This is a genomic window from Rhodobacteraceae bacterium Araon29 (assembly GCA_039640505.1).
Taxonomy (GTDB): Bacteria; Pseudomonadota; Alphaproteobacteria; order Rhodobacterales; family Rhodobacteraceae; genus CABZJG01.
Genome location: CP046865.1, coordinates 2,802,984 through 2,821,686, shown reverse-complemented (window position 1 = coordinate 2,821,686; position 18,703 = coordinate 2,802,984). Strand labels below are relative to the sequence as shown.

18 protein-coding genes are annotated in these 18,703 nt (G+C 54.2%); 4 read left to right on the top strand and 14 right to left on the bottom strand.

The genetic code is table 11. The features are described 5' to 3' along the window. Positions 1-23: 23 nt before the first annotated feature. The 8 genes from GN278_13550 to GN278_13515 form a co-directional block, all read right to left on the bottom strand. Positions 24-2,222 carry a 3-hydroxyacyl-CoA dehydrogenase gene (locus GN278_13550; GenBank protein XAT61686.1) on the bottom strand — a complete coding sequence of 733 codons (2,199 nt, stop codon included), beginning with the start codon at positions 2,220-2,222 and terminating at the stop codon, positions 24-26. A gap of 1 nt (position 2,223) precedes the next feature. Next, on the bottom strand, positions 2,224-2,688 hold the full coding sequence (locus GN278_13545) for a cupin domain-containing protein (protein XAT61685.1): 465 nt from the start codon (positions 2,686-2,688) through the stop codon (positions 2,224-2,226). Next, positions 2,688-3,899: an acetyl-CoA C-acetyltransferase gene (locus GN278_13540; protein XAT61684.1), complete on the bottom strand. Its 1,212-nt coding sequence runs from the start codon at positions 3,897-3,899 to the stop codon at positions 2,688-2,690. Before GN278_13540 ends, GN278_13545 begins: the two co-directional genes overlap by 1 nt. A gap of 11 nt (positions 3,900-3,910) precedes the next feature. Further along, positions 3,911-4,549 carry a glutathione S-transferase gene (locus GN278_13535; GenBank protein XAT61683.1) on the bottom strand — a complete coding sequence of 213 codons (639 nt, stop codon included), beginning with the start codon at positions 4,547-4,549 and terminating at the stop codon, positions 3,911-3,913. Between the two features lie 256 nt (positions 4,550-4,805). Beyond that, positions 4,806-5,954: an acyl-CoA dehydrogenase gene (locus GN278_13530; protein ID XAT61682.1), complete on the bottom strand. Its 1,149-nt coding sequence runs from the start codon at positions 5,952-5,954 to the stop codon at positions 4,806-4,808. Between the two features lie 28 nt (positions 5,955-5,982). After that, entirely contained in the window at positions 5,983-7,764 is a 1,782-nt protein-coding gene (locus tag GN278_13525; GenBank protein XAT61681.1) for an acyl-CoA dehydrogenase, read from the bottom strand. Between the two features lie 24 nt (positions 7,765-7,788). Beyond that, positions 7,789-8,175, bottom strand: a complete 387-nt coding sequence (locus GN278_13520) for a MerR family DNA-binding protein (GenBank protein ID XAT62675.1) — start codon at positions 8,173-8,175, stop codon at positions 7,789-7,791. A gap of 96 nt (positions 8,176-8,271) precedes the next feature. Further along, positions 8,272-8,646 (bottom strand): MerR family DNA-binding protein, encoded by a 375-nt coding sequence (locus GN278_13515; protein ID XAT61680.1) that lies wholly within the window; start codon positions 8,644-8,646, stop codon positions 8,272-8,274. A 111-nt stretch (positions 8,647-8,757) separates the two neighbouring features. Here GN278_13515 and GN278_13510 point away from each other — a divergent pair, with 111 nt between their 5' ends. Genes GN278_13510 through GN278_13500 form a run of 3 tightly spaced genes read left to right on the top strand, consistent with a single transcriptional unit; the run spans position 8,758 to position 11,017 of the window. Then, on the top strand, positions 8,758-9,177 hold the full coding sequence (locus GN278_13510; GenBank protein XAT61679.1) for a hotdog fold thioesterase: 420 nt from the start codon (positions 8,758-8,760) through the stop codon (positions 9,175-9,177). 2 nt (positions 9,178-9,179) lie between these two features. Next, positions 9,180-9,695: a PaaI family thioesterase gene (locus tag GN278_13505; protein XAT61678.1), complete on the top strand. Its 516-nt coding sequence runs from the start codon at positions 9,180-9,182 to the stop codon at positions 9,693-9,695. 14 nt (positions 9,696-9,709) lie between these two features. Beyond that, entirely contained in the window at positions 9,710-11,017 is a 1,308-nt protein-coding gene (locus GN278_13500; protein ID XAT61677.1) for an MATE family efflux transporter, read from the top strand. A gap of 27 nt (positions 11,018-11,044) precedes the next feature. On the opposite strand, the gene GN278_13495 is transcribed toward GN278_13500, so the two are convergent. The 5 genes from GN278_13495 to GN278_13475 form a co-directional block, all read right to left on the bottom strand. After that, a complete protein-coding gene (locus GN278_13495) occupies positions 11,045-12,778 on the bottom strand; it encodes a hypothetical protein (protein XAT61676.1) in 1,734 nt (577 codons plus the stop codon). 280 nt (positions 12,779-13,058) lie between these two features. Beyond that, positions 13,059-13,430 carry an arsenate reductase (glutaredoxin) gene (gene arsC / locus GN278_13490; protein ID XAT61675.1) on the bottom strand — a complete coding sequence of 124 codons (372 nt, stop codon included), beginning with the start codon at positions 13,428-13,430 and terminating at the stop codon, positions 13,059-13,061. Next, positions 13,421-14,479 (bottom strand): quinone-dependent dihydroorotate dehydrogenase, encoded by a 1,059-nt coding sequence (locus GN278_13485; protein XAT61674.1) that lies wholly within the window; start codon positions 14,477-14,479, stop codon positions 13,421-13,423. The genes arsC and GN278_13485 overlap by 10 nt, the downstream gene beginning before the upstream one ends. Next, positions 14,476-14,814 carry a DUF952 domain-containing protein gene (locus GN278_13480; protein ID XAT61673.1) on the bottom strand — a complete coding sequence of 113 codons (339 nt, stop codon included), beginning with the start codon at positions 14,812-14,814 and terminating at the stop codon, positions 14,476-14,478. Before GN278_13480 ends, GN278_13485 begins: the two co-directional genes overlap by 4 nt. Positions 14,815-14,999: 185 nt before the next feature. Further along, complete coding sequence (locus tag GN278_13475; GenBank protein ID XAT61672.1) at positions 15,000-16,295, bottom strand: serine hydroxymethyltransferase; 1,296 nt, start codon at positions 16,293-16,295, stop codon at positions 15,000-15,002. 171 nt (positions 16,296-16,466) lie between these two features. Here GN278_13475 and GN278_13470 point away from each other — a divergent pair, with 171 nt between their 5' ends. After that, positions 16,467-17,228: an NAD kinase gene (locus GN278_13470; GenBank protein ID XAT61671.1), complete on the top strand. Its 762-nt coding sequence runs from the start codon at positions 16,467-16,469 to the stop codon at positions 17,226-17,228. 13 nt (positions 17,229-17,241) lie between these two features. Here GN278_13470 and GN278_13465 read toward each other — a convergent pair whose 3' ends face one another. Continuing rightward, positions 17,242-18,675, bottom strand: coding sequence for an amidase (locus GN278_13465; protein XAT61670.1), 1,434 nt, complete (start codon positions 18,673-18,675; stop codon positions 17,242-17,244). Positions 18,676-18,703: the final 28 nt, after the last annotated feature.

The following is an 18,703-nucleotide window of genomic DNA, read 5'->3' as shown; positions in this document are numbered from 1 at the left end:
TTTTCGGAGCGGTTTAAATCAGATTAGGCAGCTTCTGATTTGGCGTCAAACCGGCCATAGAAGCTTTGGCCTTTTTCGCCCATCTCACGCAGCAGCGGTGGGCAGGCGAACCGATCACCATAGGCTGCTTGCAGCTCATCGCAGCGCTCGGCGGCATAGGGCGTGCCTAAAATATCAAGCCAGCTTAAAGGCCCGCCCGACCATGGCGCAAAGCCCCAGCCAAGGATGGCACCCACATCGCCTTCGCGGATATCCATCAACACGCCTTCTTCTAGGGCGCGCACCGCCTCAAGCACTTGGGCGAACATCAGCCGGTGCTGCACCTCGGTCAACGCGGGCTGATCTTCTAGGCGTTCGAATTTATCGCCAAGCCCTTCCCAATAGCCAAGCCGTTTGCCGCTTTCGTCATATTTGAAAAAACCGGCTTTGGCTTTGCGTCCGATGCGGCCCTGATCTTCCATCCAAAAGACCACCTCATCCACGGCGCTGTCAGGATAGGCATTGCCCATCGCGGCTTTGGTGGCGCGGGCTATCTTAGCCCCAAGATCAATGGATGTTTCATCAACCAGTTGCAGCGGGCCGACCGGAAAGCCAAGCATCCGTGCCGCATTGTCAATCAGCGCCGGCGCCACGCCTTCGGCCACCATCCGCATGCCCTCGTTGATATAGGGGATAATGCAGCGGTTGGCATAGAAGAACCGTGCATCATTGACCACAATCGGGGTTTTGCGGATCTGGCGCACATAATCCAGCGCTTTGGCCACCGCGCGGTCACCGGTTTCTTTACCTTTGATGATTTCCACCAGCATCATGCGTTCCACCGGCGAGAAAAAGTGAATGCCGATGAACTGATCAGGCCGTGCGCTGGCTTTGGCCAATTCGGTGATGGGCAAGGTTGAGGTGTTTGAGGCAAAGATGCAGTCCTCAGGGATCACCGCTTCAACTGCTTTGGTCACTGTGGCCTTGATTGCCGGATCTTCAAACACCGCTTCGATGATTAAATCGGCGTCTTTCAGCGCCTCATAATCGGTTGTGGCGGTAATACGGTCCAGCAGCGCTACCTTTTTCTCAGGCGTGGCTCTGCCGCGTTTGATGCCCTTGTCCATATAGGCGGCGCTATAGGCTTTGCCTTTGTCTGCGGCTTCTTGCTTTTGGTCAATCAGCACAACGTCCATACCCGCCTGTGCAGAAACCAGCGCGATGCCAGCCCCCATCATACCTGCGCCCAAAACGCCGACTTTCTTGACGCTTTGATCCGCGACGCCCGTTGGCCGTACAGCGCCCTTCTCCAACGCTTGCTTGTTGAGGAAAAGACTGCGGATCATGGCCGCCGATGAAGGGTTCATCAAAATATTGGTGAACCAGCGCGCTTCGATCTTTAGGGCTGTGTCAAACGGCACCTGCGCGCCTTCGTAAATGGCGCTGAGCATGGCTTTGGCGGCAGGAAACGCGCCTTGGGTTTTGCCGTTGACCATGGCAGAAGCGCCAATAAAGGTCATAAAGCCCGAGGGGTGATAGGGCGCGCCGCCGGGCATTTTATAGCCCTTGGCATCCCATGGTTTAACCAGATCTGCATCGGTCGCAGACAGCACCCAAGCGCGTGCATCCGCCATTGGATCAGCGCTGACCTCATCAATAAGACCGGCTGATTTTGCCTTGGCTGGCGCCACGGATTTGCCTTCCAGAAGGTAAGGCGATGCGCCCATAGCGCCCAATTTACGCACAAGCCGCGTTGTGCCGCCCGCACCGGGAAACAGACCGACGAGGATTTCGGGAAAGCCGATCTTTGCCTTAGGGTTATCGGCCGCAAAGACACGGTGCGTTGCCATCGGCAGCTCAAGCCCGATGCCCATAGCCGTGCCCGGCAGAACCGCCGCAATGGGTTTGCCGCCCTTGTTGGTTTTGGCGTCCATCCCGGCGCGTTCAATTTTACGCAGGGCGTGGTGCATGGACATTATGCCATCAAAGAGCCCCTGCGCCGGTTCTTTGCCCGAGGCGTTTTTGAGATCGGCCAGAACATTTAGATCCATGCCGCCGGCAAAATCTTTCTTGCCGCTGGTAATGATCACGCCTTTGACGGCCTCGTCGGCCAAGACGTCATCAATCATGCTATCCAGCAGCATCATGGCGTCGAAATTCATCACATTCATGGATTTGCCTTGGCAATCCCATACAATCGTCGCGATGCCTTCGGCATCTTTGGTCATTGTGAAATCTGTCATATCAAACTCCTTTTCTAAAAGGGCGACCATCGCTGTGAGTATAGCGGCGGTTCTTTCCGTCTTTATGGGTTATCAGGTCATGATTGGGGTAGTGTATAACGTCCCGCTTGTTGCGCGTTCCAACGGTAAGATAGGACGCATTCGCGCCGCTTCTGTTTTCAAGATGATGGCCTATGGGAACTCCTGCTGGCCAACACGCTGCATCGCCTGAGCGTAACAGCGTTTCATCGTCCTCGACCAGAATAACTTCGCCAGAAAGCATATAGATCATTTCATCTTCGGTTTTATGCCAGTGATGCAGCGACGATTTTGATCCCGGCCTCAGGACCTCAATGTGGACGCCAAACTGCGACAGGCCTCCGGCTTCGCCGATAATGCTATACTCATACTCTCCGAGGCAAACCCCCAGTGCTGGATGCATCGCAGAGGGCTCGGTCTGAAGAGGAGGGATTGTGGTTTTCGGCATCACACGCGCTCAATAATTGTTGCAGCGCCCATGCCCGAGCCGATGCACAGCGTGGCAAGACCGGTTTCTTTGTCGCTGCGCTCAAGCTCATCCAGCAATGTGCCAAGGATCATCGCTCCAGTGGCGCCCAGCGGGTGCCCCATGGCAATAGAGCCCCCGTTGACGTTCACTTTGTCATGATCTACGTCAAAGGCTTGCTCAAAGCGCATCACCACACTGGCAAAAGCCTCATTCACTTCGAAAAGGTCAATATCGCCAATTTCCATCCCGCTTTCGCGCAGGATTTTTTCTGTCACCGGAACCGGACCTGTCAGCATGATGGTTGGATCAGTGCCTATTTTCGCGGTCGAGCGTACTTTAGCGCGCGGCTTAATGCCGTATTTTTCGCCAAATTCCTTATTGCCAATTAAAAGAGCCGCAGATCCGTCCACAATGCCCGAACTGTTGCCTGCGTGGTGGATATGCTCGATACGCTCAAGATGGGGGTATTTCATCAGCGCGATCTTATCAAACCCGGGCATCACCTCGCCCTGATCCTTAAACGATGGCTTTAACGCGCCAAGCGACTGCATGTCAGTGCCCGGGCGCATGTATTCATCATGATCCAAAATGGTCAGCCCGTTCACATCTGCAACCGGCACGATGGATTTGGCAAAGCGGTTGTCATCCCAAGCGGCTTTGGCCCGCTTTTGGCTTTCCACTGCAAGCGCATCAGCCGCATCACGGCCAAAGCCAAACTCGGTGGCAATGATATCTGCGCCAATGCCCTGCGGGACAAAATACTGATCAAAGGTGAATGAAGGATCTACCGCAACAGCGCCGCCGTCGCTTCCCATGGGAACGCGGCTCATGCTTTCCACACCGCCGGCGATATAGGCATCACCGGCGCCGCCGCGCACCTGATTGGCGGCCAAGTTTACCGCCTCTAGCCCCGAAGCGCAGAACCGGTTGATCGCCAAACCCGGGATGGATTCATCCAAATCTGAGGCTAAAACCGCCGAGCGCGCCAGACATGCGCCTTGCTCGCCCACCTGGGTGACATTGCCCCAGATCACATCTTCGACCGCATGCCCGCCTAAATTGTTGCGCGCTTTGATCGCGTTCAACGCTGTGGTCGACAGCCGCAGCGCTGTGACCTCATGCAGGCTGCCGTCTTTGCGCCCCTTGCCGCGCGGGGTACGCACAGCGTCATAAATATAAACATCGGTCATTTCATTCTCCTTCAAGTGCGGTCAGCAGGGCTGCCGGGCATTAAATCATAAGGGGCCTTCCAGCCCGGTGTTGCTGAGATATTTGTGAGCCAACGATGAATGTTTGGCCAGGCACTTCGATCAAATCCAAAGGGTTCGGGGTAATAAAGATATCCGCAACAGGTCATATCTGCGTGGGTAATTGCGTCCCCCACCAGAAAATCCCGCCCTTCAAGCGCTGCATTGAGTATTTTATAGTTTGCCTTAAGGCGCGCTTGATTGAACTCGATCACCTGCTGTGGCCTTTTTGCTTCGGGGATAAAGTTCATTAGAAAGCGGGTTATTCCGATGGGCGTGGAAAACTTGGAATTATCCCACAGAATCCAGCGCAAAACCTCGCCTTTTTCTGCGTCTGTCGCGCCGCCGTGCTGTTCGGTTTTTTCCGCAATATAGGCCTGAATGCGCCCGGATTGCGTGAGCGTGAGGTCGCCGTCCACCAAAACCGGCACCTCGCCCATGATGTTGATATCTGCGCGGTAGGCGTCGCTACGGGTTTCCCCGGCGAAAAAATCAACAAATACTGGCGCCCAGTTACAGCCAGCCAATTCTAGCGCTAGTGCTGCTTTATAGCTGTGGCCGCTTTCCCCAAAGCAGTAAAGTTTCATGCCCATGTTTTTGTCCTTACCTTCCCTTGCATTGCTGCGGTTTCAATTTTGAGTATTTTCTCAAAGAAAAAATCTGTGTCTTTTAGGCCTTGTTAAACTCTTTGCTGCATCTTGGGCGCGCGCAACAGGCTGGAGAGCCGATGGGCGCCGAAGGAAAAGTCGCGCCTGCTCGAGGTCCTAGACACAAAGGCAGGCGTGCATTTTTTCTTTGGTCAAATACTCCCGCCGGAGGCAATCAGCCGCCATAGTCAAAGAACCGCACCTAGAGATTGCGCGCAATCAGCTCCTTCATAATTTCATTGGTACCCCCATAGATCCGCTGAACCCGCGCATCTGTCCACATCTCGGCAATCGCATATTCCTGCATAAACCCGTAGCCGCCATGAAGTTGCAGGCAGTCATCCAAAACTTCGCCCTGTGTATCTGTCAGCCAGTATTTGCACATGGCTGCCTTATCAACTGTGAGTTCTCTGCGCAGATGCTCCTCGATACAATTGTCTAAAAAGGCCCGGGCGACAGTGGTTTTTGTTTTGCATTCAGCCAGCTTAAACTTGGTGTTTTGAAATTGCAGGATCGGCCCGCCAAAGGCCTGTCTTTCCTTACAGTACTCAATGGTGCGTTCCACTGCACCCTCCATGGCGCCGACCGCGCCGCAGCCGATGATCAGCCTTTCCTGCGGCAATTGCTGCATCATCTGGTAAAAGCCTTTGCCTTCTTCACCGCCCAGAATGTTTTCTGGCGCAATTTCGATATTGTCGAAGAACAACTCGGATGTATCGGCAGATTTCATCCCGATCTTGTCGAGGTTACGGCCGCGACTAAAACCCTCTGCGCCATCTGTTTCTAAAATCACCAAAGATACGCCTTTGGCTTTTTCTTCAGGGTTTGTTTTCGCGGCCACTAGGATCAAATTGGCATGCTGCCCATTGGTGATGAAGGTCTTCTGGCCGCTCAGACGATAGGCGTTTCCATCGCGCACAGCTTTGGTTTTGATCGATTGAACATCAGAGCCTGCTGAAGGCTCGGTCATGGCCAGTGCGCTAACTAGATCGCCGCTGATCATTTTGGGAAGCAGCCGCTTTTTCTGATCCTCTGTGCCGTAGGCCAATATGTAATGCGCTACGATACCCGAATGGATGCCTTGGCCCCAGCTGGCCAAATTGGCCCGGCTGCCTTCAATCAAAATCGCTGCTTCATGGCCGAAATCCCCGCCGGGACCTCCGTACTCCTCTGGGATTGAAGGGCAAAGTAGGCCCAGTTCGCCGGCTTGTTGCCAAGTTTCGCGATCCATTTCACCCTGTTTGCGCCAGCGTTCAAATTGCGGCGACCATTCTTCGGAGATGAACTTAGCCGTCATATCGGCGAGCATCTGATGCTCGTCTGTCATCCAGTTGGAATGTTGCATGCCCATGTGTATGCCCTTTCCACCCCTAGTAGGGTTAAAAATTTGCCGCCTTTAACGCCATCACTGTATCCGCGCCCGATTGAATACGCGCCAGGTGCATGGCGGTCGCCGGCAGTTGCCGTGCCATGTAATACTGCCCAGTAGCAATCTTTGTCTCGTGAAACGCCGCGTCATCGGCGCCCTCGCGCAGGGCAAGATGGCTGGCTTTGGCCATTTTCGCCCACATCAGCCCGAGGCAGACATGACCAAACATATGCATGAAGTCATAAGAGCCAGCGAGTGCATTGTTGGGGGTTTTGATGCCATTTTGGGCAAAATACATCGCCGCTTCCTGCAGATTTTTGCTGGCTGTTTTTAGCGGGGCTAAAAAGTCGCGATTGAAATCGTCACCTAAATCAGTGCTGTCATCAATACATCCGCGAACCAGATTAAAAAAGGCCATGACATGCTTGCCGCCGTCATGTGTTAACTTACGACCAACCAGATCAAGCGCTTGAATGCCATTAGCGCCTTCATAGATCATCGCGATACGCGCATCACGGGCAAATTGTGACATGCCCCATTCTTCGATGTAGCCATGGCCGCCGTAAATTTGCTGCGCCTGAACGCACATATCGAAACCTTTATCGCTTAAAAACCCTTTGATCACGGGGGTCAGCAGGCTGACCAAGCCATCTGCATCCTGGTCCTTCAAGCGGTGCGCCCGGTCGATCATATGGGCGCCCCAATAGGTAAAGGCACGCGCGCCTTCGACAAAGCTTTTCTGCTCCATCAGGTTGCGCCGGATGTCGGGGTGAACGATCAAGGGATCGGCAGAACCATCGGGGTTTTTTACCCCGGTGACATCGCGGCCCTGAAGCCGGTCTTTGGCATAGGCAAGCGCGTTTTGATAGGCCACTTCGGCCTGCGCATAGCCTTGCACTCCGACCCCAAGCCGGGCCTCATTCATCATGGTAAACATCGCGCGCATGCCTTTATGCGCATCGCCCACCAGATAGCCGGTGGCGCCGTCATAGTTCATCACACAGGTTGAATTGCCGTGAATGCCCATTTTTTCTTCAAGTTTCCCGACGGATAGGTCATTGCGCTGACCTAAGCTGCCGTCTTGGTTCACCAGGAACTTGGGCACAATAAAAAGCGACACGCCTTTGATGCCCTCTGGTCCGCCCGGAATTTTTGCCAAGACCAAATGGATGATATTTTCAGCCATATCATGATCGCCGGCAGAGATGAAAATCTTTTGGCCGGTGATGGCATAGCTGCCATCATCTTGAGGTTCGGCTTTGGTCCGCATCAAACCCAAATCTGTCCCGCAATGCGGTTCAGTCAGGTTCATAGTGCCGGTCCACTCGCAGCTGACCATTTTGGGCAGATAGGTTGCCTTTTGGTCTTCTGATCCATGGGTATGGATCGCCGAGTAGGCGCCATGGGTGAGGCCCTGATACATGCTAAATGCCATATTTGCCGAGCCGAACATTTCGCTCGCTGCGGTGGCCATTATATAGGGCATGTTCTGCCCACCATATTCAGGGTCGCAATCCAGTCCGGCCCAGCCGCCAGCTTTGACCGCTTCAAAAGCATCCTTGAACCCTGTGGGCGTACGCACAACGCCGTTTTCAAGTCGGCATCCTTCAAGGTCGCCGACCGCGTTAAGAGGCGCGAGAACTTCTGAGGTCAACTTGCCACATTCGTTGAGTACCGCAGCTGTGAAATCGGCCTCAAGTTCGTCATATCCCGGAATATCAAGGGTATTAATTTTCAAGACATCGTTAAGCACGAATAGCATGTCTTTGGTCGGAGCAGTATAATTTGGCATGGTGTTCTCTGTTATATAAAGTTGTTATTCGGTGGCGTCTTGCATTGACCCTGAGGCGCGCAGTATGCTTTCGCCCCATTTGATCTGTTCTTCAAAATCGGCGATGACCCCATCCAGTTCATCGCGTTTGTTTTTCAGCTCCTGAAGGTGCTTTTGTGCGATTGTGTAGGTTTCTTTTAGCTGGGTTTGCTCAGGATCGCTCACATCGTACATTTCAAGCAACTGGCGAATTTCTTCGAGTGAAAACCCAAATCGCTTTCCGCGCAATATCAGCTTGAGCCGGGCGCGATCACGCTTAGTGAACAGACGCTTTTGGCCTTCTCGCACGGGAAATAAAAGCTCTTTTGCTTCGTAAAACCGCAAGGTTCTGGGCGTGATTTGGAACGCATCGCTCATTTCGCGAATGGTCATTGGGGTGTCGGTCATCAAAGCAGAGCCTATTCAATGATTCGGAAAACTGAACATTGAATAGGCGATAGTTGACGTTGACGTAAGCCAAACGTTACGTCAACTTTCCTTCATAAGCTTCGCGGTTTTTTCGCGCATATCTTTAAGCTCTTGAAGTGTTTGGGCCAATTGGATCTGCTGCTCTTCCAGTTCGGCGATTTTTTTAGTCGCCATCTTGGTAAACACGGCCATTTGCTTTTGGGTGCCTTCTTGATCATAGATCAAAAGCCATTGCCGCGTCTCTTCCAATTGAAAGCCAAATTTGCGGCCCCGCATAATCAAAGTCATGCGCGCCATCTCGCGCGGGCCATAAAACCGCGAGCGGCCTTCGCGCTCGGGTTGCAACAGCTCAATATATTCATAATAGCGTAAAGTACGCGGCGTTACCTTGAATGTGGCGCACATTTCTTTGAATGTTATACGAGTATCTGGCATTGTTTGTCTCTCCGACTCCTAAATTAGGATGATCCGATCAGAAGGGCAACCGCCACGCTTGCGGATTTATGGTTTTGGGTTTCTAAGGGATGCAGCAAGAAAGAGAAATCAATGGCTATCGATAAAACAAAATTGGCAAAACAATTCTCCGAAGCCATTCCGCATGCCAAAGCCCTTGGCATATGGCTTGACGACATCGGTCAAGGGACGGCGGAAATGGGGATGCCCTATAATGAGAAATTTATTGGCGACCCTGCAACAGGCGTGATTCACGGCGGAGCGGTCTTTGCACTGCTTGACGGGTGTTGCGGCGCGGCTGTAATGAGCCATCCGGACCAAAAGGGTCTGACCGCGACCATTGATTTGCGGGTTGATTATATGCGGCCCGCCACACCGGGCCAAAATATCAGGGCCAAAGCCACCTGTTATAATGTGACCCGCAACGTTGCCTTTGTGCGGGCGGTGGCGCTTGATGACAATGATGATAAACCTGTCGCCACGGCCGCTGGCGCTTTTGTGACGGGAGCTTAAAAATGGTATCAAAACGCCCTGAACCGGTCCAAGTGGTCAAACAGCGCCGCGATGCGGCCTTGGCCGCGTTGCTGGCGTCGATCCCCTATATCCAGTTTCTTGGCATTCAATTTGACCGCCGCGGCGATGAGCTAACCGCAGTGATGCCCTATCATGAAAAACTGGTGGGCAATCCTATGCTTCCAGCGCTGCATGGCGGTGCGACGGCCGCCTTTCTTGAAGTGGCGGCGGTGATTGAACTAGGGTGGACTGGACTTTGGAAAAGTGTTGAAACCGGCACCCTGACGCCCGAAGCCATTGCGCAGGGCGACTTGATTAAAATCCCCAAGACAATTGATTTTTCTGTGGATTATCTAAGATCAGGTTTGCCGCGCGATGCTTATGCGCGTGCACGGGTTAACCGCTCGGGGCGGCGCTATGCGTCGGTTTATGTGGAAGCCTGGCAAGACAACCGGAGCCGGATTTTCGCACAAGCGACAGGGCATTTTCTGATGCCAGATAGCGACAATAAGGCATGATGGCGGGCTAAGGCATGCAAATTACTCATTCGCGTGTCTTAAAAATCGCTGTTCCGATTTTGCTGGCCAATATTACGGTGCCGCTTCTTGGGTTGGTCGATACCGGAGTTGTGGGACAGATCAAATCCCCTGTTCCGATAGGCGCGGTGGCCATCGGCGCTTTGATCCTCACCACAGTGTATTGGTTTTTCGGATTTTTGCGGATGGGCACAACGGGGCTGACATCGCAGGCGGTTGGCGCTGGTGATCGCGCTGAGGTAGCCGCTATTTTAAGCCGTGTCCTGCTTTTTGCCATTGTGTCAGGTGGGTTGATATTTGTGCTTCAAACGCCTTTATTCTGGGGCGCTTTTCAGGTCTCGCCAGCCTCTGAGGCGGTCGAATCCATGGCACGGGACTATTTGCGCATTCGTATTTATAGCGCGCCAGCGGCGATTGCGGTATTGGGGTTGGTCGGATGGCTGATCGGGCAAGAGCGGACCAGAGAGGTGCTGTATCTTCAGCTGTGGATGAACGGGCTCAATATCATTTTGGATTTGTGGTTTGTGCTGGGCCTTGGGTGGGGGGCATCAGGCGTTGCGCTGGCAACGGTGCTGGCAGAAATGTCGGGTTTGGGCCTAGGACTGTGGTTTTGCCGCCACACACTGATGGCGCCGACCTTTCGGGCTTGGGATGCTGTGCTCAATCGCGTGCGGTTGGTGCGTATGCTGACGGTCAACCGCGATATTTTACTGCGCACTTTGATGCTGCAGGTGATTTTTGTCTCCTTCACTTTTGTGGCCGCGCGTTACGGTGATGTCCCTCTGGCGTCGACACAGGTGCTGATGCAGTTTTTCGCATTAACGTCTTTTGCTCTAGATGGGTTTGCCTTTGCAGTTGAAACCCTAGTAGGTCAGGCGGTTGGCGGCAAAAACCGCCAGGCCCTGCGTCAAAGCGTGATCAAATGCACACAGTGGGGGGTAGCTATGGTTTTCATTCTTGCCGCCGGCATCGGCCTAGGCGGTGAGGGTCTTATTACTGTGATGACAAAAGCAACCGAGGTCCAAGTCGAGGCACAACGCTATCTTCCGTATCTAATAGCTGCGGCCGCGCTAAGCTTGCCGGCCTTTATGCTTGACGGGGTATTTTTAGGGGCAACCCAAACGGCGGCGATGCGTGATATGATGGCGGTCAGCCTAGGTATATATATCCTGTGCCTGCTTGCGCTGCTACCGTTTTTGGCAATGCATGGGCTTTGGATAGCATTGCTTGTTTCGCTTGTTGCGCGGGGGGCAACGCTCGCGATGCGCTATCCGGCGCTGGAGTCTGCGGCGGACAAAGCTTAGTCTGCAAGTTGTCGGCCCCTTTAGCGCTTAAAACGCCCAGTTGAGCCAAAGATGCGCCGTCATGCCGCTGGTGGTGAGGTCAGAGCTAAAGCCGCCGAGGCTTCCTGTTAGGTTCATGCCATCACCGCCGAGATAGTTGAACCGAACTTCTGCATCGTAGTAGGTTTCCGATGTCAGCCCTGCATCCAAGCTATAAGCGGTGCCATAGGCCGTATAGGATGTCTGTGCGCCCTGAATCACGGTGCGATGCTGAGCCCCGAGACGGAATTGATAATTCAGATTTTCGCTAGATTGGTACACCACTCCTGCCGATACCTTGCCTGACGTTTGTGCCAGTTTGCGCGCTGCCCAGGAAAAATTGCTGCTCTCGCTGTAGGCAGCAATGTCCTGATAGGCATAACTGCCTTCAAGGCCGCCTTCAAAGCGCATGGTTTTGCTCAGCTCCGTGCTATAATTTGCGCTGATGGCCAGAACCGCATCATTGCTGGAAAACTCAGAGGTCAGGCTGCGCATGCCGGTCTCGGCCAGGTTATCCAGTACCTTGCCGCGCGTTCCGTCATGGCTGGTGCGGCCAACAAATGCCGAGCCTGCAAGTTGCCAGCCGTCAGATGTAGGTGCTTGTGTGAGTACCACCCCAAGTTTGGTGGACAGGCTGTCAAGAATTTGACTGTCTTCTGCGATATTCAGCGCTGCGTGGTGGCTGTTGATCACCACATCTAGAGAGCGTGCCCCTGACAGCACTGGCACGCCGACGCTCAGCCCGCTTGCGTTTGCTTTATAGGGAAGCATCGTAGGCTGCGCTGTATTGGCCTTGCGCTCTGAGGAACGGGCGTAAATATCTACCCATCCGCTTTCGTCGCTGCCGACATTGCTCTTAAGCGAGGATTGCAGGCTGCCAGTGCTCATAAACAGCATTTCATCGGCGGTTTCGCTATTACCCGCGCTCAGAGACGAGGCCACATTGCCCGAATAGGTAAATGAGCGTCCGTCCAGATCATTCACCGTCCAAGTGCCTGAGGTTGTAAAAATATATGAGGTCCCTAAACCCACATCTATGTTTAAAATCGAACCTGTGGCATAATCATTGTCTGTGTGAATTGGGCCGATGATCAATGCGCCCTCTTGAAAATTAACCACACCGTTCGCGCCACCTTCCAGATGTACTGCTTTCGCGTCCGTATTAGTGGCTTTGATTTTCCCTGCAACATTAATGGTGTTTCCGCTTCCATCATAGACATAAATGCCATCTGCTGAGGTCCCCGATGTTGAAATTTCGGTGCCTTTTGACAGGGTTACAGTATTGTTGTCGCCAAAGATTGAAATGCCAATTCCACTGTTTCCGATCGTGGTGATTCTTGCTGAATCTGATAGCGTGATGCTGTTATTATTGCCCCCGCTACCGCCTCCGATGTTGATACCAGTGCCCTGCGCGCCGTTAGAAGTGCTTGTAATATGTGCCGAACCAGAAAGCGTAATCTGATTGCCGCTTTCATTGGTTGATTGGATGCCGCTACGACCATTTAAGGTCGTGATAGAGCCCTCGACAGTGATCGTGTTCGATCCCCCGGTGGTGGAAATCCCATGCGCATTAACGGGCGATATCGACCCCGCTGATGTAACCGTCAAATTATCCGAGCCATTGACTGTGTGGCCACCGTTTGTACTAGAAGATGTGCTCGATACGGTAAAGTCATCCGCATACAAAGGGGCCGATAGCACCACAAGTGATGAGGAAATAAGAAATAAATATGTAGACCTCATGTTAATATCCTTTTGATAAGTAATTCGTCACCATAAACGGCCTGTTTGTCGAATTAATTAGGAAAAAAAGATATTATTTTAGTACGAAAGAATATATTTTGAACTTTTGGGGGATTTCGAAGAAAGTCATATTAATAATTATAACGGCAAAAGTTAGGTATTAACTAAGCCATTTTTCCGGCCTTGTGATCAAAGCCAACTAAAGTCTGATCATATTTGAAGACCGTTTAGTATAGAAGTTATAGTCTTGAGGCGTCAGCCAATATGTCAGCGCGATCCGCTAAGGGCGGCGCTTTGTCGCCGATAGAAGTGTCAGTATTGCGTCCGGTGGCCGCCCTATCACCGCGGCTGTCTCGGTTAGTACTATTGGCCGTTCGATAAGGGATGGGTGATTTGCCAGAGCTTCAAGTAATGCTGCATCGGTACTGGATTGGCTCAAACCGAGCGTTTTAAACAACGGCTCTTTATGCCGCACCATGGCAAGCACGGGCTGGTCAAGCAGGTGAAGAACTTGTTCTAACCGCGCGCGTGACGGTGGCGTTTTCAGATAGAGCACCACAGTGGCAGCAATGTTATGCTGTTCAAGCAGCGCCAGTGCCTGACGCGATTTCGAGCAGCGTGGATTGTGCCAGATTTCTACATTCACAGCCATGCCTCGCGGTTGCTGCCAATGGCTTTTTCCAAACTGTCAAAGCCGTCTTTTTCCAGTAGCTGGTCAAGGTCTGTGGCAATCTTTGCTGCCAAGGAGACACCGCCAAAAACCAGTCCGGTATAAAGTTGCACGGCACTGGCCCCGGCGCGAATTTTGGCATAGGCATCCGCGCCCGAGCGGACGCCGCCGACCCCGATCAACGGCACGTTTGGCCCCATTAGCTCCGAAAGCTGGGCCAAAACACGGGTCGATTTTTCAAACAGTGGTGCGCCCGATAATCCGCCGGCCTCACCGCGGTGAGGGCTGTGCAGCCCGTCGCGGGATAAGGTTGTATTGGTGGCAATCACCGCAGCTATATTTTGCGCCGCCGCAACCTCGGCCACATCGGCAAGCTCATCGGCATTCAGATCGGGCGCGATTTTCAAAAACACCGGGATAGGCTGCGCCAGCGTATCGCGCGCCTCATTGACCCCTGCAAGCAGGGCCGATAGCGCTGCTTTGCCCTGTAGATCGCGCAGTTTTTCGGTGTTTGGGCTGCTGACATTGACGGTGGCAAAATCAATATGCTCGCCGCAGCATGACAGCACTTTGGCAAAATCAGCGGCGCGGTCGGGGCTGGTTTTATTGGCCCCTAGATTAAGCCCGATAACGCCCTTTTGGGGACGGTTTTTAAGCCGCGCTGCAATCTGCTCCATCCCGTCATTGTTAAAGCCAAAGCGGTTGATCGCAGCGCTATCTTCGGTCAGCCGGAACAGCCGCGGCTTGGGATTGCCCGGCTGCGGCTGTGGCGTTGCCGCACCCGCTTCGATAAAGCCAAAGCCGGATCCCAAAAGACCACTAAGCGCCTGCGCGTTTTTATCAAAACCGGCCGCAAGCCCGACCGGATTAGGCAGTTCAAGCGAACCGATCCGCGTGCGCAAACGCGGCGAAGTGGGCGGCGTGATTTTTGATGCTAAGCCCAGCTGCATTGCTTTGATTGCTAGCCCGTGCGCCGTTTCCGGATTCAGTTTTTGCAGGGCTTTCAAGCCTATTTTTTCGCGCAGCCTCATTGCAAACCTTCCGGAAAAATATGGCCGTCTGGCCCCAGCTCTAAAATTTGGTGCCAGAGCACATCCTTTATCGACAAGGCGCGGTAAAGATGTGGGAAAAGCGCACCGCCGCGCGATGGCTCCCAGTGCAGGTCTGCGCCCATCGCTGCGCCGTCACAGGCGAGCAGCTCAAGGCCGGATTCTTTGGTGAAATGTTTGGCAGCCGTGGCGCCAAGCTGCTGGGCGGTGGAAAAATGCACGAAACCATCTTGGATATCTGCCAAAGAACCGGCGCTTCGCCCATTATTTTGCAGCTGCACCCATTCTTGGCGCCGCAGTATTTTATAAACCAACATGACGCAGAAATGCCGCTGCTTTTAACTGTGGTCAAGGGGCAGATTTCATAGAAAACTGAGAAGTGATAGAATAATTCAAGGTTGGGTTCATATTTGGGCACATAAAGTGCTTTTTTGGACGTCCCCACCACAGAAAATAAAAAGCCCCGCGCTGCGGGGCTTGATTTGGCTTTATCTGCCGAAGGTTAAATATTCTGATACATTGGGAATTGTTGGCACATGGCTTCGACCTGTGTTTTGACGTTTTGCTCGACGCTTGCATTTCCGTCCTCGCCGTTTTGGGCCAGCCCGTCGACCACCTCGGTGATCCAGTCTGCGATCTGGCGGAACTCGGGCTCTGCAAAGCCGCGGGTGGTGCCTGCGGGCGAGCCAAGCCGGATGCCCGATGTGACCATCGGCTTTTCGGGATCGAACGGCACGCCGTTTTTATTGCAGGTGATATGCGCCCGTCCCAGCGCCTTTTCGGTGGCATTGCCCTTGACCCCTTTGGGCCGTAGATCCACCAGCACCACATGGGTGTCGGTGCCATGGGTGACCGTATCGAGCCCGCCTTTGATCAGCTGATCCGACAGCGCTTTGGCATTGGTGATCACCTGCTGGATATAGGTTTTGAACTCGGGCCGCAGCGCTTCGCCAAAGGCTACCGCCTTGGCGGCGATCACATGCATCAGCGGGCCGCCCTGAATGCCGGGGAAAATCGCCGAATTGAATTTCTTGGCCAGCGCTTCGTCATTGGTTAGGATCATTCCGCCGCGCGGGCCGCGCAGTGTTTTATGGGTGGTGGTGGTGGCCACATGGGCATGGGGGAAGGGCGAGGGATGCTCGCCGGCGGCCACAAGCCCGGCAAAATGCGCCATATCCACATGCAGATAGGCACCGACCGTATCTGCGATCTCGCGCATGCGGGCAAAGTTGATCTGCCGCGGCACCGCAGAGCCGCCGGCGATGATCAGCTTTGGCTTATGCTCGGCGGCCAGCGCGGCCACTTCATCATAATCAATCAGGTTGTCCTGTTTGCGCACGCCGTATTGCACCGCGTTGAACCATTTGCCCGACTGGTTGGGCCGCGCCCCATGGGTCAGATGGCCGCCTGCATCCAGCGACATGCCCAAAATGGTATCGCCCGGTTGCAGCAGTGCCTGAAACACGCCTTGGTTGGCCTGTGAGCCCGAGTTGGGCTGCACATTGGCAAAGCCGCAGCCAAACAGCGTGCAGGCGCGCGAGATGGCCAGATCTTCGGCAATATCAACAAATTGGCAGCCGCCATAATAGCGCCGGCCGGAATAGCCTTCTGCGTATTTATTGGTCATCACGCTGCCTTGGGCTTCCAGCACTGCCGCCGAGACGATGTTTTCCGAGGCAATTAGCTCGATTTCATCGCGCTGCCGGCCCAGCTCGGCCCCGATGGCGGCAAATATCTCAGGATCACGCTCGCCAAGCGCCTGCGTGAAAAACCCGTCCGTTCCTAAATTCGCTGTCATTGCTCGATCTCCGGTGCAATAGAATCCTTGTTGCGCTCTGGTATCGGAAAGCCAAACGCGCGAAAAGAGCAGATTGCGACATTGCGCTTAAATGGCGCGGCATTTAAGGTGGCAGTATAGGGCGCTTGGCTCTTTTGGAAACGCATGTGGGGTATTGGAAACATGAATGCGATGACTGGAAAAATTGCCTTTTCGGCCAGTGCCGCAGAAACCGCACAGCGTGGGCTTGCAACGCTGAAAGCCCGCTATGGGGATTGCCCCATGGATCAGGCAGATGTTATTGTGGCCTTGGGCGGTGACGGGTTTATGCTGCAAACTCTGCACGCCACCCAAGAGTATTCGGTGCCAGTATACGGGATGAACCGTGGCACCGTTGGTTTTTTGATGAACGCATATCAAGAAGATGATTTACCAGCGCGGGTGGCAAACGCCGAAGAGGCGGTTATCAATCCGCTGCGGATGCGCGCTTGCTGCATCGATGGCAGCGAACGTTCAGGTTTGGCGATCAACGAGGTGTCCTTGCTGCGCGCAGGTCCCCAAGCCGCAAAACTGCGGATTTCCGTCGATGGGCGGGTTCGGATGGAAGAGCTGGTCTGTGATGGGGCTTTGCTTGCAACCCCAGCCGGATCGACCGCCTATAATTATTCTTCGCACGGCCCGATTTTACCGATTGATGCCGAGGTTTTAGCGCTCACGGCTCTCAATGCCTATCGGCCAAGGCGCTGGCGCGGTGCCTTATTGCCCAAACAGGCCATGGTTAGTTTTGAGGTGCTCGAGCCGGAAAAACGGCCGGTGATGGCCGATGCTGACAGCCGGTCATTTGACCGTGTAACCCGTGTCGATATCAGCTCTGAGAGCGAGATTGCACATCGTTTATTGTTTGATCCCGGTCATGGGTTGGAAGAACGGCTGATCCGCGAGCAGTTTGTTTAGCGGCGCTGACCTTTTACTTCTGATCCATACGCGCCCAAAGCTCTGTCGCAAGCGTGCCCAGACGCGCTTCGACCGCGATCATGGCTTCAACAATTTTATCCTCGCGCCATCTTTGTCCGATAATTTGCACATTGATCGGCCTTGGCCCTCGCTCTGAGGGGGCCAGACGCGTGGGCAGGCAGCCTGCCGGTAGGCCGACATAATTCATCGAATAAGACCACAGCGCCGAACCGAGCGCTTCGCGTACCCCATCTGCGCCTTCGGTATCGCGGCCGGGGGTGAAAAACGGCTGCGGCAGAAACGGGCAGAGCACCAGAGGATATTCTTGCAAAAACAGCGCCCATTCACGCGCGTAATGGCTGCGCTGCGCCATCATTTTCAACAGTTCCACGCCCTCATAGGGGGAAAATTGTTCGTGATATTCGGCGAAAATCTGCTGCAGCGTGTCCGAGCCATAGGTTTCGATATCCGGCCCCATCATGGCTTTAACCTCGCCCAGAAGGGCGCGGTAGCCAGCCATAGCGGTTTCTTGTAACAGCGGCGGCGCGGTTTGCTCTACCTCATAGCCGGCATCGCTTAGCGCATCTGCGGCGGCTTCAAGCGCGGCAAGAACGTCTGGGTGGGTATCGAAGCCCGGGGTGTCTTTGCACAGCGCGACCCGCTTGGGCGGGTCGGTCGCGCCATGGTAGCCAAGCGGTACATGAAATGGATCACGCACATCGGGCGCTATCAAGGCGGGCATCGCCAAATCCAGATCTTGCGCGCTGCGGGCCAGCAGGCCCTGCACTGACATGGACTGCGCCAAAAGCCCGCGCTCGGCGGTCTGGCTTGGGTTCCATGCTGGTACCCTGCCAAGGCCCGGTTTGACAGTCACAGCACCGTTCGCTGCAGCGGGAAAGCGCAGTGAGCCACCGATGTCATTGCCATGGCCCAAAGCGCCAATACCGGCCATCACCGCAGCGCCCGCGCCGCCCGAAGAGCCTCCGGGTGAGGTATGGTCCCCCCAAGGATTATGGGTGCGCCCATGCAGCTCATTATCGGTCTCGGCGCGAAAGGAAAACTCGGGCGTGTTGGTGCGCCCGATCACCACCGCCCCTGCGTTTAGCAGGTTTCGCACCACCGGGGCATCACTGACAGCGACTAAGTTTTCAAGCGCCTTGACGCCGTTTGTAGTGGCCCATCCGGCTTGATCAACATTCACCTTGATGGTGACAGGCACACCATGCAGTGGGCCTAGGTCGGCGCCGCTTTCACGGGCGCGGTCTAAATCGGCCGCGCGCTGCCGGGCCTGATCGGATAAATCCATCACCACCGCATTCAAGGCCGGATTGACCTGATCCATTCTGTCAATCGCCGCTTCAACGATGTCAGTCGCTGATCGTTCGCCTGACCGTGTTGCCGCAATAATGTCAGCAACGCCTAATTTCCATAAATCACTTTTTGTCATGCCAATAACCTCACGGCTTAAACGCTAC

Coding starts and splice junctions, on each gene's coding strand:
- GN278_13550 (XAT61686.1), bottom strand. CDS start 2,222: ATGACAGATTTCACAATGACCAAAGATGCCGAAGGCATCGCGACGATT.
- GN278_13545 (XAT61685.1), bottom strand. CDS start 2,688: ATGCCGAAAACCACAATCCCTCCTCTTCAGACCGAGCCCTCTGCGATG.
- GN278_13540 (XAT61684.1), bottom strand. CDS start 3,899: ATGACCGATGTTTATATTTATGACGCTGTGCGTACCCCGCGCGGCAAG.
- GN278_13535 (XAT61683.1), bottom strand. CDS start 4,549: ATGGGCATGAAACTTTACTGCTTTGGGGAAAGCGGCCACAGCTATAAA.
- GN278_13530 (XAT61682.1), bottom strand. CDS start 5,954: ATGGGCATGCAACATTCCAACTGGATGACAGACGAGCATCAGATGCTC.
- GN278_13525 (XAT61681.1), bottom strand. CDS start 7,764: ATGCCAAATTATACTGCTCCGACCAAAGACATGCTATTCGTGCTTAAC.
- GN278_13520 (XAT62675.1), bottom strand. CDS start 8,175: ATGACCATTCGCGAAATGAGCGATGCGTTCCAAATCACGCCCAGAACC.
- GN278_13515 (XAT61680.1), bottom strand. CDS start 8,646: ATGCCAGATACTCGTATAACATTCAAAGAAATGTGCGCCACATTCAAG.
- GN278_13510 (XAT61679.1), top strand. CDS start 8,758: ATGGCTATCGATAAAACAAAATTGGCAAAACAATTCTCCGAAGCCATT.
- GN278_13505 (XAT61678.1), top strand. CDS start 9,180: ATGGTATCAAAACGCCCTGAACCGGTCCAAGTGGTCAAACAGCGCCGC.
- GN278_13500 (XAT61677.1), top strand. CDS start 9,710: ATGCAAATTACTCATTCGCGTGTCTTAAAAATCGCTGTTCCGATTTTG.
- GN278_13495 (XAT61676.1), bottom strand. CDS start 12,778: ATGAGGTCTACATATTTATTTCTTATTTCCTCATCACTTGTGGTGCTA.
- arsC (XAT61675.1), bottom strand. CDS start 13,430: ATGGCTGTGAATGTAGAAATCTGGCACAATCCACGCTGCTCGAAATCG.
- GN278_13485 (XAT61674.1), bottom strand. CDS start 14,479: ATGAGGCTGCGCGAAAAAATAGGCTTGAAAGCCCTGCAAAAACTGAAT.
- GN278_13480 (XAT61673.1), bottom strand. CDS start 14,814: ATGTTGGTTTATAAAATACTGCGGCGCCAAGAATGGGTGCAGCTGCAA.
- GN278_13475 (XAT61672.1), bottom strand. CDS start 16,295: ATGACAGCGAATTTAGGAACGGACGGGTTTTTCACGCAGGCGCTTGGC.
- GN278_13470 (XAT61671.1), top strand. CDS start 16,467: ATGACTGGAAAAATTGCCTTTTCGGCCAGTGCCGCAGAAACCGCACAG.
- GN278_13465 (XAT61670.1), bottom strand. CDS start 18,675: ATGACAAAAAGTGATTTATGGAAATTAGGCGTTGCTGACATTATTGCG.